The 15,298-nt window shown below is 45.4% G+C and carries 15 protein-coding genes; 9 read left to right on the top strand and 6 right to left on the bottom strand.

Annotated features, from left to right (window positions below; genetic code table 11):
• Positions 1-76: 76 nt before the first annotated feature.
• Positions 77-565: a Cys-tRNA(Pro) deacylase gene (ybaK, locus tag HQR03_RS06375; protein WP_025651102.1), complete on the top strand. Its 489-nt coding sequence runs from the start codon at positions 77-79 to the stop codon at positions 563-565.
• A gap of 136 nt (positions 566-701) precedes the next feature.
• Complete coding sequence (locus HQR03_RS06370) at positions 702-1,076, top strand: 5-carboxymethyl-2-hydroxymuconate Delta-isomerase (RefSeq protein ID WP_025651101.1); 375 nt, start codon at positions 702-704, stop codon at positions 1,074-1,076.
• Between the two features lie 14 nt (positions 1,077-1,090).
• On the opposite strand, the gene HQR03_RS06365 is transcribed toward HQR03_RS06370, so the two are convergent.
• Positions 1,091-1,567: a hypothetical protein gene (locus HQR03_RS06365; protein ID WP_173239576.1), complete on the bottom strand. Its 477-nt coding sequence runs from the start codon at positions 1,565-1,567 to the stop codon at positions 1,091-1,093.
• A 277-nt stretch (positions 1,568-1,844) separates the two neighbouring features.
• Positions 1,845-3,665, bottom strand: coding sequence for an acyl-CoA dehydrogenase C-terminal domain-containing protein (locus tag HQR03_RS06360; protein ID WP_025651099.1), 1,821 nt, complete (start codon positions 3,663-3,665; stop codon positions 1,845-1,847).
• A gap of 447 nt (positions 3,666-4,112) precedes the next feature.
• Between HQR03_RS06360 and HQR03_RS06355 the strand changes: the two genes are divergently transcribed.
• Entirely contained in the window at positions 4,113-5,252 is a 1,140-nt protein-coding gene (locus tag HQR03_RS06355) for an FUSC family protein (RefSeq protein WP_173239575.1), read from the top strand.
• Positions 5,253-5,333: 81 nt separating this feature from the next.
• On the opposite strand, the gene aroE is transcribed toward HQR03_RS06355, so the two are convergent.
• Positions 5,334-6,194, bottom strand: coding sequence for a shikimate dehydrogenase (aroE, locus tag HQR03_RS06350; RefSeq protein WP_101212186.1), 861 nt, complete (start codon positions 6,192-6,194; stop codon positions 5,334-5,336).
• A 373-nt stretch (positions 6,195-6,567) separates the two neighbouring features.
• Here aroE and HQR03_RS06345 point away from each other — a divergent pair, with 373 nt between their 5' ends.
• Complete coding sequence (locus HQR03_RS06345; protein WP_173239574.1) at positions 6,568-7,242, top strand: hypothetical protein; 675 nt, start codon at positions 6,568-6,570, stop codon at positions 7,240-7,242.
• Positions 7,243-7,257: 15 nt separating this feature from the next.
• Complete coding sequence (locus HQR03_RS06340) at positions 7,258-8,283, top strand: aminotransferase class IV (RefSeq protein WP_173239573.1); 1,026 nt, start codon at positions 7,258-7,260, stop codon at positions 8,281-8,283.
• A 6-nt stretch (positions 8,284-8,289) separates the two neighbouring features.
• Here the strand turns inward: HQR03_RS06340 and HQR03_RS06335 are convergent, their stop codons facing one another.
• Positions 8,290-8,487 carry a DpnD/PcfM family protein gene (locus tag HQR03_RS06335; RefSeq protein ID WP_227688983.1) on the bottom strand — a complete coding sequence of 66 codons (198 nt, stop codon included), beginning with the start codon at positions 8,485-8,487 and terminating at the stop codon, positions 8,290-8,292.
• Between the two features lie 155 nt (positions 8,488-8,642).
• On the opposite strand from HQR03_RS06335, the gene HQR03_RS06330 reads away from it, so the two are divergent.
• Both HQR03_RS06330 and HQR03_RS06325 read left to right on the top strand, forming a co-directional pair.
• Positions 8,643-9,209 (top strand): hypothetical protein, encoded by a 567-nt coding sequence (locus HQR03_RS06330; protein WP_173239572.1) that lies wholly within the window; start codon positions 8,643-8,645, stop codon positions 9,207-9,209.
• Positions 9,210-9,268: 59 nt separating this feature from the next.
• Complete coding sequence (locus tag HQR03_RS06325; RefSeq protein WP_173239571.1) at positions 9,269-9,601, top strand: hypothetical protein; 333 nt, start codon at positions 9,269-9,271, stop codon at positions 9,599-9,601.
• Positions 9,602-9,759: 158 nt separating this feature from the next.
• Here HQR03_RS06325 and HQR03_RS06320 read toward each other — a convergent pair whose 3' ends face one another.
• Entirely contained in the window at positions 9,760-10,524 is a 765-nt protein-coding gene (locus HQR03_RS06320) for a DpnI domain-containing protein (RefSeq protein WP_173239570.1), read from the bottom strand.
• 170 nt (positions 10,525-10,694) lie between these two features.
• On the opposite strand from HQR03_RS06320, the gene mltG reads away from it, so the two are divergent.
• Complete coding sequence (gene mltG, locus HQR03_RS06315; RefSeq protein ID WP_173239569.1) at positions 10,695-11,990, top strand: endolytic transglycosylase MltG; 1,296 nt, start codon at positions 10,695-10,697, stop codon at positions 11,988-11,990.
• A 133-nt stretch (positions 11,991-12,123) separates the two neighbouring features.
• Positions 12,124-12,756, top strand: coding sequence for a dTMP kinase (gene tmk / locus HQR03_RS06310; RefSeq protein ID WP_173239600.1), 633 nt, complete (start codon positions 12,124-12,126; stop codon positions 12,754-12,756).
• A gap of 148 nt (positions 12,757-12,904) precedes the next feature.
• Here tmk and HQR03_RS06305 read toward each other — a convergent pair whose 3' ends face one another.
• On the bottom strand, positions 12,905-15,202 hold the full coding sequence (locus HQR03_RS06305; RefSeq protein ID WP_173239568.1) for a cation:proton antiporter: 2,298 nt from the start codon (positions 15,200-15,202) through the stop codon (positions 12,905-12,907).
• Between the last annotated feature and the right edge of the window lie 96 nt (positions 15,203-15,298).

Here is a 15,298-nt window from a genome sequence, read left to right as displayed (position 1 = left end):
AATATTCAGACCAGTCTGTACACGCACTCACTGCTGTTAAACAAATCTCCTTCAAACAACCAAAAGTTCAACGCCTATGACTCCTGCTATCCAACTTGCCAAACAGCGCGGCCTTGATTATCAGCTGCACGAATATACTCACGACAGTAGTGCCGCATCTTATGGCTTAGAAGCTGCCGAAAAGCTGGGCGTGGAGGTAAAACAAGTATTCAAAACCTTGGTGGTGTCGACTGACCATGGCTCGCTAGCTGTGGCTATCTTGCCCGTTGATAGAACTTTAAATTTCAAAAAAATGGCCAAAGCGCTGTCTGCTAATAAAATGCTGATATGCAAAAAAGTACAGATGGCAGACCCTAAGCAAGTCGAACGTAGCACAGGTTACGTACTGGGCGGGGTCAGTCCGTTGGGACAAAAGAAGCGCTTAGCGACTATTATAGACAGTTCAGCTGAGCAGCAGCCAACCATTTATGTGAGTGCGGGGCGTCGCGGCTTAGAGATTGAACTGCCACCGATACAATTGGCCGCCACCCTTGACGCACGTTTTGCCGCCATCACTGATGAATAATGGTTAGGTTCGTGCTGACCAAGCACACTCATTTTTTATCCGTTTTCCATGCTTTTTAATGTACTTATTTTTTTAAGATATTTATATTTTTAAGGTGCTTATATTTTTAAGGTAATTATATTCTAAGGATAGTCTCATGCCACATTTAACCATTCAAGTCACGCCCAATGTCAGTATCCCTCATGCAGAATCCTTGCTTAAGTCTTTGAACAAAGCGCTTTGGGATAGTGGACATTTTGGCAAGCCGACGGATATCAAAGCACGCATCATACCTATTGAGACATTTTTGGTGGGTGTTGAAGACGACGAACAGGCATATGGCTTTGTTTATGCGCATCTAAAAATCATGACCGGTCGTGATGAGGTCATACGCCATCAGCTTGCTGAGCTATTAACGGCTACCATAGAAGAGGTGTTAGATACCGAGCAATCAGAGCGCGTAGGCATACAAATCTGTGTTGAGGTGGAAGAAATCAGCGCGATTTATCATAAGAAAATGCTAGGTGACTAGGGCGTATTGAATACTTACAAATACTCGCACAGTGACTCGCTAGCATACTTAGGTAAGACAATCACTTCAACGCTATAACCTGCGGTGCGACCTTGAGTGGCCATCAGATTACGAGCAATGCGCAATCGATACTTGCCAGTGGCAGGCAAGCAGCCTTGATAAATGATACCGCCTTTGGTGCCATCTTGTGTGCCATTCGGCATATGCAGTACGCCGACATTGGCAGTCTCTGGGGTGCCGGTAAGGGGCGCAATATTAATAATGGCATATTGCCTGCTGCTGGCATCAAAGCGATACCAGCGCTCGTTTTCATTAGGCTTAAGCTGTCCCGTCACTGTACTACTAAGCGCGCCTTTGGCAAAACGAATCGGGGTGTCACTATTTTTAGCCAACGCACTGTGTGCGCTAACGCCTATTAATGTGGCACTAAGCAACAGCGTTTTTAGCACTTGCGCGGTTGTTAAAGTAGTTTTATTTTTAACCAAAAACATCGTACCTCCTAACTGACTTTGTTATTTATCTACTATAGTCAGTGAAAAGTAATATCGGCACCTCACGCACTGCTGATATCCATTTTTCTTGCTTGCTGTGCCTGCGCAGACAGAGGCGACAAAAAATTGATATCAGCAATACCATAGCCATTTTTAGCCCATTTAGATACAAGCGTTTGAAGTGAGGACACCCCCTAGTTAAGCATAAAAAAGCGCCTAATAAATAGGCGCTTTTTTTATTAATAATCAAGTAACTCGTACAGTCTTAGTCATGATTTTAGTCTAAGAAAGCAAAGTTTTCGATTTTCATGGCAGTCATGCTTTCGCTTGGTGCCACCATACCTTCGGCGTGGCCTGAGGTACGTGGTAGAATCTTATCAAAATAGAACTCAGCCGTTTGGATTTTAGCTTTGTAGAATTCTGGTGACTCAGTGCCGCCATTTTTTAGCTTGTCATAAGCGACAGCCGCCATACGCGCCCAGTGGTAACCCATCATGACATAGCCTGAGTACATCAAGAAATCTTCTGATGCGGCTGAGATGATTTCACGGTCTTTACGTGCCATTAGCATCAAGCGTACGGTTAGGGTGTTCCACTCAGCACAAAGCTTGGTCAATGCCCAAACGAATTTACGCATGTCTTTATCAAGTGCGTACTCGCCACACCATTTCATGATGCTTGAGGTGTAATCACGGATGATTTTACCTTTAGACTGCAAGATAACCTTACGACCTAACAAATCAAGTGCCTGTACGCCAGTGGTACCTTCGTACATAGTGGCAATACGTGCATCACGAGCGATCAGCTCCATGCCCCATTCTTTGATATAGCCGTGACCGCCATATATCTGCTGACCATGCTTGGCCGCTTCGATACCTAGCTCGGTTAAAAAGCCTTTTAGGATAGGCGTATAGAAGCCTAATTTGTCATCCCACTTTTCAAACTCAGCATCATCACCGTTGGCAACGCCTTGCGACATTTTGTCGGCATAACGCGCTGAGTGATAAATCATTGAGCGACCGCCTTCAGCAAAGGCTTTTTGCGTCAATAGCATACGACGAACGTCAGCGTGATGAATGATAGCATCGGCTACTTTTTCAGGATCTTTGGTCCCTGACAACGTACGCATTGAACGACGATCTTTCGCATACGGTAGGGCGTTTTGGAAAGACAGCTCAGTGTGTGCCAAACCTTGGATACCAGTACCGATACGGGCGGTGTTCATAAAGGTGAACATGGCTTTTAGGCCTTTGTTCGGCTCACCGATGAGATAACCTAACGCGCCGTCGAAGTTCAGTACACAAGTCGCTGATGAGCTGATACCCATTTTGTGCTCGATAGAGCCACAAGTAACGCCATTGCGCTCGCCTGCTTCGCCATCGGCATTTGGCAAGAATTTTGGTACGATAAATAATGAGATACCACGAGTGCCTTCTGGCGCATCTGGTAGGCGTGCTAAGACGATATGGACGATATTGTCAGTCAAGTCGTGCTCACCACTTGAGATGAAAATCTTAGTACCGCTAAGCTTGTAGCTGCCGTCTTCTTGTGGAATCGCTTTTGACTTTACTTGTCCTAAATCGGTACCACACTGCGGCTCAGTCAAGCACATCGTACCTGCCCACGTGCCTTCAACCAATTTATGCAGGTACGTTTCTTTTTGCTCATCAGTACCGTATTGCATGATGGTATTGATACAACCTGTCGATAGGCCAGGATACATTGCCCACGGCCAGTTCGCCGTACCCATCATTTCAGACTTAATGAGGTTGATTGACATAGGCAAGTTCATACCGCCGTACTCTTCAGGGTACGAAATACCTTGCCAGCCGCCGTCTACAAACTGATCGTAAGCTTCTTTAAAGCCTTTAGGGGTAGTGACAACACCCTCTTCAAAATGACAGCCTTCTGCATCTGCTGGCTGGTACAAAGGGGCTAAGACATTTTCAGAGAAGTCAGCAAAGCTTTGCAAAATCATATCGACCGTTTCAGGATCAGCATTTGCGCCGTTGTCTAAATCTTTGTAATGCGTCTGAAAGTCGAAAACATCATTTATTAAAAACTTGATATCACGTAAAGGTGCTTTGTAAGTTAACATAGTTGGTCTCTTTGGTTGGTTCACTGTCATAGCACTAGGATTCAAACCTAAGTGTATTCAAGTGAATGTTTGCTTATTTTTTGTGGCAAATGAATGATCTTATGGAGGATCGATGGGACTTATGAATAAATTCTTGTCCGCTATAGGTATGGTCAAGCGTTACTTAATAAAAGTCAACTACTATGACGGTGATACGAGTATAAGACTTCTACAGCCACAAATATATAACGTATAACTAATATTCATAATTCGTAAAATTATACATCAAATTAAGTTATAAGTTAATAAGGCGGTATTTAAATTGGCAGTACTTGTGCGTCATGAATAATTTTTATATAAACCGCATGTAAATTAATAGCAAATAAGTACCGCGCCATTAATCCAAGAAATCTCAAAAACCATTTAAGAAATATCGATCGACTATCGACAGAATAAGGAAAGCGAGTTATGAGCGCACCAAAGCGCAAGGCAGGTCTGGTATCTTGGTTGACAACCCTATTTGCCTATATTAAGTCTTTAATTTCAGGTGAGCTGACGCATCTGTTAACGGTTAACCGCAGTAAAAGACCGTGGCATATGCCGATTATCGCCGCTATTGCGATTAGCTTTCCCGTATTCGTTGGTGCTTATTTTGACGCCTTATCCTCAGGTATCAAGGCCTCGTTGGGGGCGATGATTATCCTTAATTTGCCATTGTCAGGCACGCTACCGTATCGTCTGGTGACGATTATGGCGTGGGGCTTTGCCATAGTGATGAGCTTTGCGCTTGGACTGATCGCTCAGCAGATACCTGTGCTGCGCCTGCCTGTATTTGCGCTACTTGCCTTTACTATTGTCATGTTGGGTCGCTATTATCAGCAGCCACCACCAGCAGGGTTGTTTGTCATGATGGCGGGAGCAATCGCCTTATTCATACCTGTGCCATTAGCGCAAGTATTGTCAGCGACAGGGCTGGTGATGTTGGGTAGTGGCATCTCGATGTTGCTCGCGCTGCTTTATAGTCTGTTTTTGTTAGCCACGCGTCCTATAGTGCCTGCGCCGCTTTATACCTATGAGCCGGACATGATTAGCGACAGCCTTATTGTGACCAGCTTTGTGAGCTTGGCGTTGGCAATCGCAGTATTGCTAAAGATGCCATATCCCTATTGGGCGGCCATGAGCTGCTTTATCATCATTCAAGGTATGCAGCTACGCACGATGTGGATCAAACAAGTGCATCGCTTGCTCGGTACGTTGGTCGGAATGGCAGTGGCAGGTTGGATGCTATCGTGGGGGCTGTCGATATGGGGCGTTGCGATAGCAGTGCTGCTCATGATGCTCTGTATCGAGGCGTTGGTTGATCGTCATTATGGCTTGGCGGTGGTATTTATCACCCCATTAACCATATTTATCGCTGAATATGGCAGCATGTCGCTGTTGCAGCCCGTGGCTGAGGAAGTCATTCGTGTGCGCATGCTTGATACCACGATTGGCTGCGTCGTCGGTCTTAGCGGTGGTCTGGCGATTCATTCAAACCGTTTGCGCGTACCGTTACGCCAGATAGAAAACTGGATGCTGGCGCGTTTTAGTCAAACAACGAAACACTAAATCAACACCATAAATTCAAAGCATATGAGAGAGCCTTATAATTCTGCTGTTCACACACAAGCCACTAAATGGTCGTGTAAGTCATTTGACGTTGAGGGCTTTAGTGGCTTGCACTACATCGATACTGTGACCCGTCCAACGCTCAAAACTTAAGGCGGCTTGACCGATAAGCATGCCGTAGCCGTCTGATATTTGCGCACCACGTGCCGCGAAATGCTCCAAGAACGGTAGCGTGCGACCGTACATCATGTCGTAAGCATAGTGACCGTGTAGGGTGTCGCTCAGTGGCAAAGTCTCACCTGATAGACCAATCGATGTGGCATTAATAATAATATCGAACTGTCCGCGCAGCTCGCTAGTGGTACAAGCGGTAATCTGCTGCTGACTAATAGAGGTACTGGCGGCGCTAAGCTCGCTGACTAAGTCACAGGCTTTGCTCACTGTGCGATTGGCAATTGTCAGGGTTCCGATACCTGCTTGAATCAGGGGTAGTATCACCCCGCGTGCCGCACCGCCCGCGCCAATGAGGGCAACGCGTGCACCCTCTAGCGGCCAACCCAAGCTACTGATATGATTGACCAATCCTTGCCCATCAGTATTGTCGCCGTATAGTGCCTCTGCTATTGGCGCGCCGCTTTTTAATAGCGCTTTATTGAGCAGAATCGTATTGACCGCACCAGCGACTTTGGCGTGCTCTGATAAGCCACCACGTGCCTGACAGCACGCATAAGCGACTTGTTTAAAAGGAACCGTCACGTTAGCACCCACACCGCCACCATGAAAAAACGCCTCAATAACCGCCATAAAACTGGCTGCCTCATCGGGACAATACTGGCGCTGATAGCTAATTTCAATCCCTGCCTGCGCGGCGAACTGGGTATGGATTGCAGGGGATTTGCTGTGGGCAATCGGATTGCCAATAACGATAAAGTGCTGGGTCATAAATAGTCCGCTGGCAGTAAGGGCATGGAGTGGTCAGATTGGTAAGCATTCAAACCCACTCATCATAAGGGATAACGTTATGTTTGACAAATGGAGCGGTTAAGGAATAAATACACGATTAAACACAGCGTTTTAAGACGTGAGGTCTTTAACAAATCTGTACTGTCTGGGAGCGGTATCCGTAACCTAAAGGGTAGTCAAGCGTTCAGCAGTTGGGTAAACTAGTGAGCATAAAAATCGATATCAATAGACGCCAGGAACTGCTAGGTTACAACCAAGCTTTTTAATAACAACATTCTTCATTATCAGTGGCACATCTGCCAGCTCGTTAATACTATTTTGAGACCAATCTAAAAGTGTGAGTAAATTGTCCATGTTGAATAATAACCTACAGACCTTGATGGTCAGTATGATAATGGCAGTTGGCGTGACGTTGAGTGGCTGTGATAGCACCAAAGAAGACGCCCAAAATCCAGAGGCCAGTGCGGCAAGCACTAGCGAGCAGAGCGCTGCGAATACCTCTACGCAAACCACTCCGACCAAAACCGCCGACTTAGATGGTGCCACTGCTCAGCAAGGCATACCAGTAAAATATGAGGTTGCGTCGTGGAGCGCTGCCCCAGTAGACCCGCTTACGGTTGATGCGTTGGATGATATCAAGTCGACCTTTGGTAAAGTGGTCAGCACGGACGAAAACAGCCTAGACTACGCCAGTAATTCGGCCTCTAAGTATCGCTTTATGGATACCGATGCGCCTTATTTAGACCTTATCGACTCCGAAAAATATCTGGAGCTTGGCTGGTATTATGCCAATCCAACCGACTCAAAAAAAGAAAAAGAGCTGAGTCAAAACCATGCCAAAAAATCCTATATGCTAGCGCGTCAGCTGATGGGTGATGAGGGCGGAAAATTAATCGCTGATATGCTGGGCGGTCAAATTATTAAGAATAAAACCGTCGGTGGACAAAAAATAGAGCTGGCGAAATGTGAGTTTTACAGCTGTATGCTGGTGCTGAATAAAGCCGATGCGCAAACAGACAATAGCTAAACGGTGGCCGCCATTATGCCGCCGTCCAACAGCTGGCTACGTCTGCAACCTTTAAGCGCGGCTAGCGATGACGAAGCAGAGACAGCATTAACAGTCGTAACCACACTGCCTTTAGACAATCGCGGACTGGCATACGGTGATGGCTTTTTTACCACTATGGGCGTCATCGATGGACGGATACTGTGGTCGAGCTATCATCAGCAGCGTCTGGACTCTCATGCCAGTGCCTTGCATCTCGATATCGATAGCCGAGCACTGTTAGCTACCTTGCATAGACAGGCCAAGCACTTGCAGCAAGGCATGCTTAAGCTTATCGTCACCCGCGCGGTGCAAGATGTCCTTGGTTATGGTTATACGCCAAGCACGTCCGGCAGTGCGTGTGAGATCTGGCTCAAGTCTTCCGCCATGCCTCTCGCCACTGCTGAGCAGATGTCTTTACCTGATGGGTGCTTAGTGCCTGTGCAACCAGTGGCTTCTGCCATTTGTTTGTCTTCTCAAATTGCTTGCTTACCGCCACCGCTGGCCGGACTCAAAAGCTTAAATCGCCTCGATACTGTGCTGGCAAGCGCCGAGCTGCAACGCATCAAAGCCCAAGAATTGACGTCCCATTCATTACAAACCAAGCATTTACCAGCCAATACAGAGCCAAATATTGGCGAAGGTCTGCTGCGTGATATGAGCGGGCAGTGGGTTGAAGGAACGATGAGTAATGTGTTCTATCAATTATCAGAATCGCCATTCGCAAAATCGTCCAATCCTTCACATCCTCAAAACAACGGCAACTATCTGAGCACTGGTCAATGGTACACGCCGTCGATGGCACAATCGGGCGTCGCTGGCGTGATGCGGCAAGCGCTCATCGATGGGCTATCCAGCACAGAACAGCCAGTCATTATCAGATCGTTATCAGATGAAGATTTGCCGCAGTTAAGCCAACTGTTCTTTTGCAATGCGTTACGCGGTATTATGCCGATGAGCAGTCTGACGTTATTGTCGGGTGAAGTGGTGGGTTTTAAAAGTCAAAAAATATCGGCTAAATAAAGCTATTTATTCTCGCGCAAAAATATTAAATTTGGTGTCAATAAAATCATCGGGATATAAAACAACCTCTTCATTACGATACATATCTTGCGCTCTTAATAGTGCTTCTTGCTCGTTCTCTGCATCAACTTCTACGATATTGCTGAGTGTTTCCACAATTTCTATCTGAAAAACTCTATTCAATTTCTTATCTGTTTTCATCATCGCTATTCCCAATATATCTTTATCAAAATTTCTTTATTATTCATATAGCCTAGGTTAGCAAAAGCGCTTAAAAAGAAGTGATCGTCTTTTGTTACGTAGCCTTGTGCGATAAGGAAAATCGATCAATGATAGTGATTTGATAAGGAGAGAAATCAATGGAATACGTCTACGAAGATAAACGAATCCCCTTACAAATCCGTCGATTATTAATTTTTGATGAGATTTGCAAATTAGCAAAAAAACAACCTGATGAAATTATTCACTTATCGAGATTCACTGAGTTATCGCTCGGTGTTATGTATTTGAAAGACTTTAAAAAGTTTATCGCGTTTGGCGGCGTGTTTGAGTACGCAGAAACAAAAGAAGAAGTTATCGAGCAACGTATTAGAGTTTTTCCTAACGACGAACCAGTCACGCGTGCACTGACAGTCAATTTAAAGCAGTTTACTAAACCTGCTTGCACAGCTATCCAGCTGGTCTGGTATTGGAATAACTACGTTAAAAATAGAATGCACGCTTACGTCGATTATCGTGAAGAAGTGTTTTTTCGGATTAATGATGAAATTGATTCAGACTACCCACCGCATAAGTTTCATGACCGTTTAGTTGCAACGGCACGTTTACCTTTATGGGACGATAGAGACGAGTTAATCGCAGACGTCTACCGTGATAATAAAGGACAACCGAGGCCTGAGCGCTTTAATGAGAAACGTTTAATATAATTTAAGGGACTTAGAAATAAATCGTATCTGATTAAAGGTTATTTAACAGGAGATAATAAATGCGTACTACCTATGAAGAAAAAAGAATTCCGCTACAAATCCGCCGCTTAATGCTATTTAATGAGGTATGTCATAAAGCAAAAAAACATCCTGATGAAATCGTCCACTTAGCTGGTTATTCGAAGATAGCATTCAGTATTATCTATTCTAAGAAAGATAAAAAATATACAGCATTTGGTGGTGAGTTTAAGTACGCGCATACACGTCAAGAAGTCATAGAGCAAGGCTTGGATAAGCTACCTCATGATGACACTGTGATGTGTGCGCTTATGGTCAAAAGACAGGCTTTTACCAAAGCTGCTCGTACACCACTAGGACTATTAATAGGATAGAATAAACATGTAAAAAACAGAACTTATATGTGTCTTGAAGGCAATGTAAGAAGTTTTTTTAAAGTAAATGATGAGTTGGAAATGGATTATCCTCCGCACAAATTCTATGGAAAATTAGCGGCAAGCGCAGATTTACCCCTTTGGGATAATAAAAGCGTTTAATATAATTTTCGATAATGCCCATGACCGATAAATTCAACAATGCCTTTATCGCGCAACACTTGTAATTGCTGACGAATTTTATCTTTGATATGGTTGTTTTCAGGATGTTTGAGCCGCAGCTCATCAGCAAAAGCATAAACTTGATTGAGAGAAAAACTGTCATCGAGTCGGTCGATACATTGCCAGACATCGAGTGTCCAACCACGTGAAGCCATAGATTGCTTGCGTAGAAATAAAGTCTTTTGGAACTGTTGAGTGACATTTTCACGCGGTATAGCTTGTTGGTCTTTGACCAAAAATACTTTGCCCGATTCGGGTACTTGGCGTAAGTCAATATTGCAACCAACCCAACCTGCTCGTTTTGCCGTCACTGATAAGGGTTTACGCTTAACAATAATATCGGGTGTAAAGAAATGCTTGGGAATAATCAGAAAGTTATTGACGGTGTATTCTTTTGAGTAGGTTAAAAAGAAGAAGCTGGGATTGTTCTTACTATTGATACGCTCAATCATCGTCTTATAAGCACCATCATTGACAACATTGCTTAACTTGGCTTTTTTACTTTTTAACTCATATTGCTCATTACAATTTTCGCAATAAAAATCAGCAACAGGTTTGTTATTAGCAAACTCAGCTAGCGACTGGGCGCTACAATTGGTGCAGTAACTATTTTCTTTTACCCATGCTTCACTGAGTACACGAACTTTTTGAGGTTCAGAGTGATAGTTTTTAGCAAGACTTTGGTTAAAATGTAGGTTCATAAGATATTTTCATTATTAATAGATAAGCTGAGAATACTGAAAAAAACGCCTAAGTATTAAGCCATATAAACTGCTATCAATAGCAAGATAATTCATAAGCTAAGCAAATACCATTGAAAAGCGCACGGTTCAGTGCTAAATTCTAGCAAACTTCTGCCTCGCGAGTTGCCATGAGCACGCCCACACCTGAAACGCCTCCTGAACGTCCTAATGATACCCCATCCAATAAGCAAGCGGGAACTGTTGACGAGCGTGTTGCTAGCACGCCATCAGATGCTAGACCAGTCGTCGACGAGGCGGCAGTAGAGGACGTACCGGCAACAGATGTCTCGCTCATCAGCGGCAACAGTAAACCGCGTAAATATAAAGCAGACAATCAGTCGTTCTTTATGCAGCGCGGTTATCAAGTCTTGCTCGTGCTTGGGCTGATTGCCGCGTTTTTCTTAGTGATGGTCTATCAGACGTTGTTTGGACGGATTGAGCAGCCGCAGCAAATGGTGACGATTGAGTCAGGTCAGACCTATTACGGCTTATTGCCGCAGTGGCAACAGCAGATTCCACTTTTTTCTGCCAGCATTGCCAAGCTCTATATCAAGTCGCAAGTGGACGCGCCATTACATGCCGGTATTTATCAATTACCAGAGAACCCAACCATCGCTGAGGCGCTGCAAGTGCTCGCGCAAGGGGCTAAAGCAGCGATGGTAAAAGTGCAAATTATCGAAGGCAAAACGTCTAAAGATCTATATCAAACGCTACGTGATAATAACACTATCAAAAAAGAAGTGCTGACAGTGAATGGCGCTAATGCTAGCAATGCTAGTATCGCGCAGGCTTTAGATTTGGCAGGTATATTGCCAGACAGCGTGACCAATAGTAACGACCCTATCGTCAATCATAATCTTGAGGGTTGGTTTGCGCCTGATACTTATTATTACGGCGAGGGCACCAGCGACAAGCAGGTATTGACAGATTTGTACAAGCGTCAGCAGCAGGCATTGACCAAAGCATGGGAAAATCGTGCGCCTGACCTGCCTTATAAGAGTCCTTATGAAGCGCTGGTTATGGCCTCTATTATCGAAAAAGAAACCAGTGTGGCAGAAGAGCGTCCTTTAGTCTCTGCGGTTTTTAAAAACCGCTTGGATAAAGGCATGCGCATGCAGACCGATCCGACCATTATCTATGGTATGGGCAGCCGCTATGATGGCAATATTCGCCGTAAAGACATCGACGAAAAGACCTCGTATAACACCTATCAAATTGATGGTTTGCCGCCCACACCGATAGCCTTGCCTTCTGCGGCTTCTATCGAAGCAACCTTACATCCGGCGGATAGTGATGCGTTGTATTTTGTGGCGACAGGCAACGGTGGGCACAAATTCACCAATAGCTTGGCTGAGCACAATCAGGCGGTAAAAGAATACCTGAGCGTGATGCGTGAAAAGCGCTCGCAAACGCCGCCGTCATAAGCCAGTATGTACCGAAGAGCCACGCCCATTCTCATCAATGACATAAGGTCATAGTATGTCAGCATCTATAGCAGCCAACTTAGCATACAGCAGCCCAGCTCAAGCCACGCCTGAGATTACAGATACCGCGCCCATGCAAGGGCGCTTTATTAGCTTTGAAGGTACCGAAGGCGTTGGCAAGACCACCGCTATCGAGCAGTTATGTGCGCGACTAGAGGCGCATGGTATCGACTATCTGCGTACCCGTGAGCCGGGTGGTAGCCCGTTTGCAGAGCAGTTGCGCGCTATTTTGCTAGACCCTGATACCAAAATTAATGATAATACTGAGCTGCTACTGATGTTTGCGGCGCGCTGTGACCATCTGCAACAAGTAATTTTGCCCGCATTACAGCGTGGTAAATGGGTGATATGCGATCGATTTACCGACTCTACCATTGCCTATCAGGGCTTTGGACGTGCGCATGGTGATGAGGAGGTACGAGCCAAAATTGACAGCCTTATCGGTCAGTTTGTTACCCAGTTGCCCGAGCTGACTCTATGGTTGGATTTGCCAGTATTAGAAGGCATGGCGCGGGCGGGTAAACGTAGCGCTGCCGATCGTTTTGAGCAGCAGGCGGCGGCGTTTTTTACTCGGGTGCATAAAGGTTTCAGTGTCCTTGCTGGCGAGCAGCCTGAGCGTATCCAGCGTATCGACGCCTCAGGCAGTGCTGACGAAGTAAGTGTGCGAGTATGGCAAACGGTTGCGACACGATTTCATCTTAGCTAGAGCGTGTCTTCAATTTATTCGATAGTCATCTAAATGGGCTAAAAATGTCTAAATCTTGCCAAACATCGTCAAATAGCGCCCTATAAAAAAGCCCTCATAATCATTATGAGGGCTTTTTATTTGCTCGTTAGCTTTTCAGACAATAGCGTTATGGTTTATCCGCAGCCTTTTTTGCCGCATCCTTTATCTTCACATCACTATTGGTATTGTCATGATCTGAGTCAGGTAGGCGATTAGGGTCGAGCGCACCACTTTTCATCTTCGGCGCATTACCATTACCGTTTGTACCACTATTGCTAGTAGTCGGCTTAGCAGTCTTGGATGTTGCCGTTGAATTATCAGACATCACGCCTTTATTAGAGGGGCTGTTAAAAGACTCTTTAGCTTCTATGTCCTGATTTTCATTGGTTTCAGCCTTTGTGGTTTCCTTTACAGCATCACTCTTTGCCGCCGCCGCTTTGATACTGGCATTATTAGTGCTGTTAGAGGCACTCTTGTCACTGTCTTTATCAGTCGCGACGGCTAGCTCTTGTTCTGGCGTATCAGCGATCTCTTCCACCATCTCTTTTTCTTTACGCTTTTCAGGCGCTTTAGAGTTGGCTTCAAAGCTGGCATCTGCAGCAGCGCGTGCTTGCTCTTGCTTTGGCGTGACGTCTACTGGCTTTGGCTGTACCTCATCATCAACGACCAAAGAAATCAGCTTGCGATCGCGCGGTACTGATCCTTCGAATTTGTCCGTGATGACGTGCAGCTTGCCTTCTTTGTCTAGCGTATAGAGCGGCACGAATTGCTTATTGTCAGCTTTATACTGCTCAAAGCTATAGCTGTCCGTAATATTGGTGATTTTAATACGGGCTTTTCTGGACAGCATACTGGCAAGCTTGGTGTAGGTGACATCTTTGCCAAACAGCCACTGTGAATGGAAGTTACCTTGCTTATCGTCGCGCTCACTTTTAACTTTTTCGTCGCTGAACTTGAGGCGATAAAGCTTACGTTCACCGAACTCATGACGGTAATGAATCTCAGACAAGGTATTCATCTCTTTATCCATACTCATGGCAAATAAATGACCAATACCAATGAGGTCAAGATGATGGTCGGCGTGATCAGAGATGGGGTTGCCAAAATAGGTGCGCAGACCACTCATACGCGCGCGCGCGATGTTGGTATAGTTGTTATGAGCGACGATGACATCGAAGCCTTGCTCTTTTAATGAGGTGGCGACGAGCAGGGCAATTGGGTTGGAGCCGACGATCAGGATACCGTTGGTCTCAGGCTCACGGACACCAAGCAGGTTACCTACCATTTTTGCGCCCAAGCCCTGAATCATGACCGTACCAATAATGACCAAAAATACCAATGGCACTAGCAGTTCAACGCCTTGGATATCATATTCTTGCAAGCGAATCGCAAACAGAGATGAGATAGCGGCAGCGACGATACCGCGTGGTCCAATCCAGCTAATCATTAACTTTTCATTGGTCTTTAAGTTAGAGCCAATGGACGAGGCCCATACTGATAATGGACGCGCGATGAACATCACGATAGCCAGTAATACTAGACCCGCAAAACCAACCTGCAGTAGACTTTCAAGCTCAACACGAGCCGCAAGAATGATAAATAATACTGAAACTAATAAAATGGTTAACGATTCATTAAACTCTAAAATCGTATCGCGCGGGAATTTTGGCCAGTTGGCGAGGGCAACGCCTAATACAGTGACGGTCAGTAGACCCGACTCATGCTCTAAATGGTTTGAGACTGAAAATAATACCAAAACAAAGGCAAGGGTAAAGACATTGCGCAAAAACTCAGGAATCATATGCCGACGCATGAGGAACGCCAGTACCCAAGCACCCGCCATACCTAGCGCGGTTGCAAGTACCACGATTTTGGCAAACAGTAAGATACTACTGGCTTCGCCGCCTGAGATAATATACTCGTAGACCAATACCACGGCGATAGCGCCGATGGGGTCGATGATAATGCCTTCCCATTTCAGGATATTGGAGATGGTCTTGTTGGGTCGCACACTACGCAGTAGCGGCATAATTACCGTTGGCCCCGTCACACAGACCAGTGCACCGAACAGCAACGCAATCAGTGGATCGACATCGAACAATAGATAAGTCGACAGCGCCACGATAGCAATGGTGATCAGTACCCCGACTGATACCAGCATCTGCACGACCGAGCCGTGTTGTTTGATTTCATCGAACTCTAGCGTTAGCGAGCCTTCGAATAAAATAATCGCCACCCCCAAAGAGATAAACGGGAACATCAGCTCGCCCAACACCAAGTCAGGGTCGAATACGCCGAGCACTGGGCCAACGATAATACCAATAAGTAATAAAAATAAAATGGATGGTTGCTTTAAATACCAAGCCAACCATTGGGCGGCAATGCCAATCCCAACCACGCCGGATAATAATAGGGCGGTATCCATAAATTAATCCTTTTATAATCTTGTGATGCTGTATAGCTATTAAAATAGGTCATCGTTAGCCGTCAAAAACCTTTTGTAACGGCAAATTAATAATAA

Origin of the sequence: Psychrobacter okhotskensis (genome assembly GCF_013248965.1) — a bacterium.
Classification (GTDB): domain Bacteria; phylum Pseudomonadota; class Gammaproteobacteria; order Pseudomonadales; family Moraxellaceae; genus Psychrobacter; species Psychrobacter okhotskensis.
The sequence above is the reverse complement of the archived record's forward strand: the minus strand, read 5'-3'. Positions and strand labels throughout refer to the sequence as shown.

Bases quoted from the DNA above. Each gene is read 5' to 3' on its own strand.
- HQR03_RS06355 (WP_173239575.1), top strand. From the start codon at position 4,113: ATGAGCGCACCAAAGCGCAAGGCAGGTCTGGTATCTTGGTTGACAACC.
- HQR03_RS06335 (WP_227688983.1), bottom strand. From the start codon at position 8,487: ATGATGAAAACAGATAAGAAATTGAATAGAGTTTTTCAGATAGAAATT.
- HQR03_RS06330 (WP_173239572.1), top strand. From the start codon at position 8,643: ATGGAATACGTCTACGAAGATAAACGAATCCCCTTACAAATCCGTCGA.
- ybaK (WP_025651102.1), top strand. From the start codon at position 77: ATGACTCCTGCTATCCAACTTGCCAAACAGCGCGGCCTTGATTATCAG.
- HQR03_RS06325 (WP_173239571.1), top strand. From the start codon at position 9,269: ATGCGTACTACCTATGAAGAAAAAAGAATTCCGCTACAAATCCGCCGC.
- HQR03_RS06370 (WP_025651101.1), top strand. From the start codon at position 702: ATGCCACATTTAACCATTCAAGTCACGCCCAATGTCAGTATCCCTCAT.
- aroE (WP_101212186.1), bottom strand. From the start codon at position 6,194: ATGACCCAGCACTTTATCGTTATTGGCAATCCGATTGCCCACAGCAAA.
- tmk (WP_173239600.1), top strand. From the start codon at position 12,124: ATGCAAGGGCGCTTTATTAGCTTTGAAGGTACCGAAGGCGTTGGCAAG.
- HQR03_RS06365 (WP_173239576.1), bottom strand. From the start codon at position 1,567: ATGTTTTTGGTTAAAAATAAAACTACTTTAACAACCGCGCAAGTGCTA.
- HQR03_RS06320 (WP_173239570.1), bottom strand. From the start codon at position 10,524: ATGAACCTACATTTTAACCAAAGTCTTGCTAAAAACTATCACTCTGAA.
- mltG (WP_173239569.1), top strand. From the start codon at position 10,695: ATGAGCACGCCCACACCTGAAACGCCTCCTGAACGTCCTAATGATACC.
- HQR03_RS06340 (WP_173239573.1), top strand. From the start codon at position 7,258: ATGCCGCCGTCCAACAGCTGGCTACGTCTGCAACCTTTAAGCGCGGCT.
- HQR03_RS06305 (WP_173239568.1), bottom strand. From the start codon at position 15,202: ATGGATACCGCCCTATTATTATCCGGCGTGGTTGGGATTGGCATTGCC.
- HQR03_RS06345 (WP_173239574.1), top strand. From the start codon at position 6,568: ATGTTGAATAATAACCTACAGACCTTGATGGTCAGTATGATAATGGCA.
- HQR03_RS06360 (WP_025651099.1), bottom strand. From the start codon at position 3,665: ATGTTAACTTACAAAGCACCTTTACGTGATATCAAGTTTTTAATAAAT.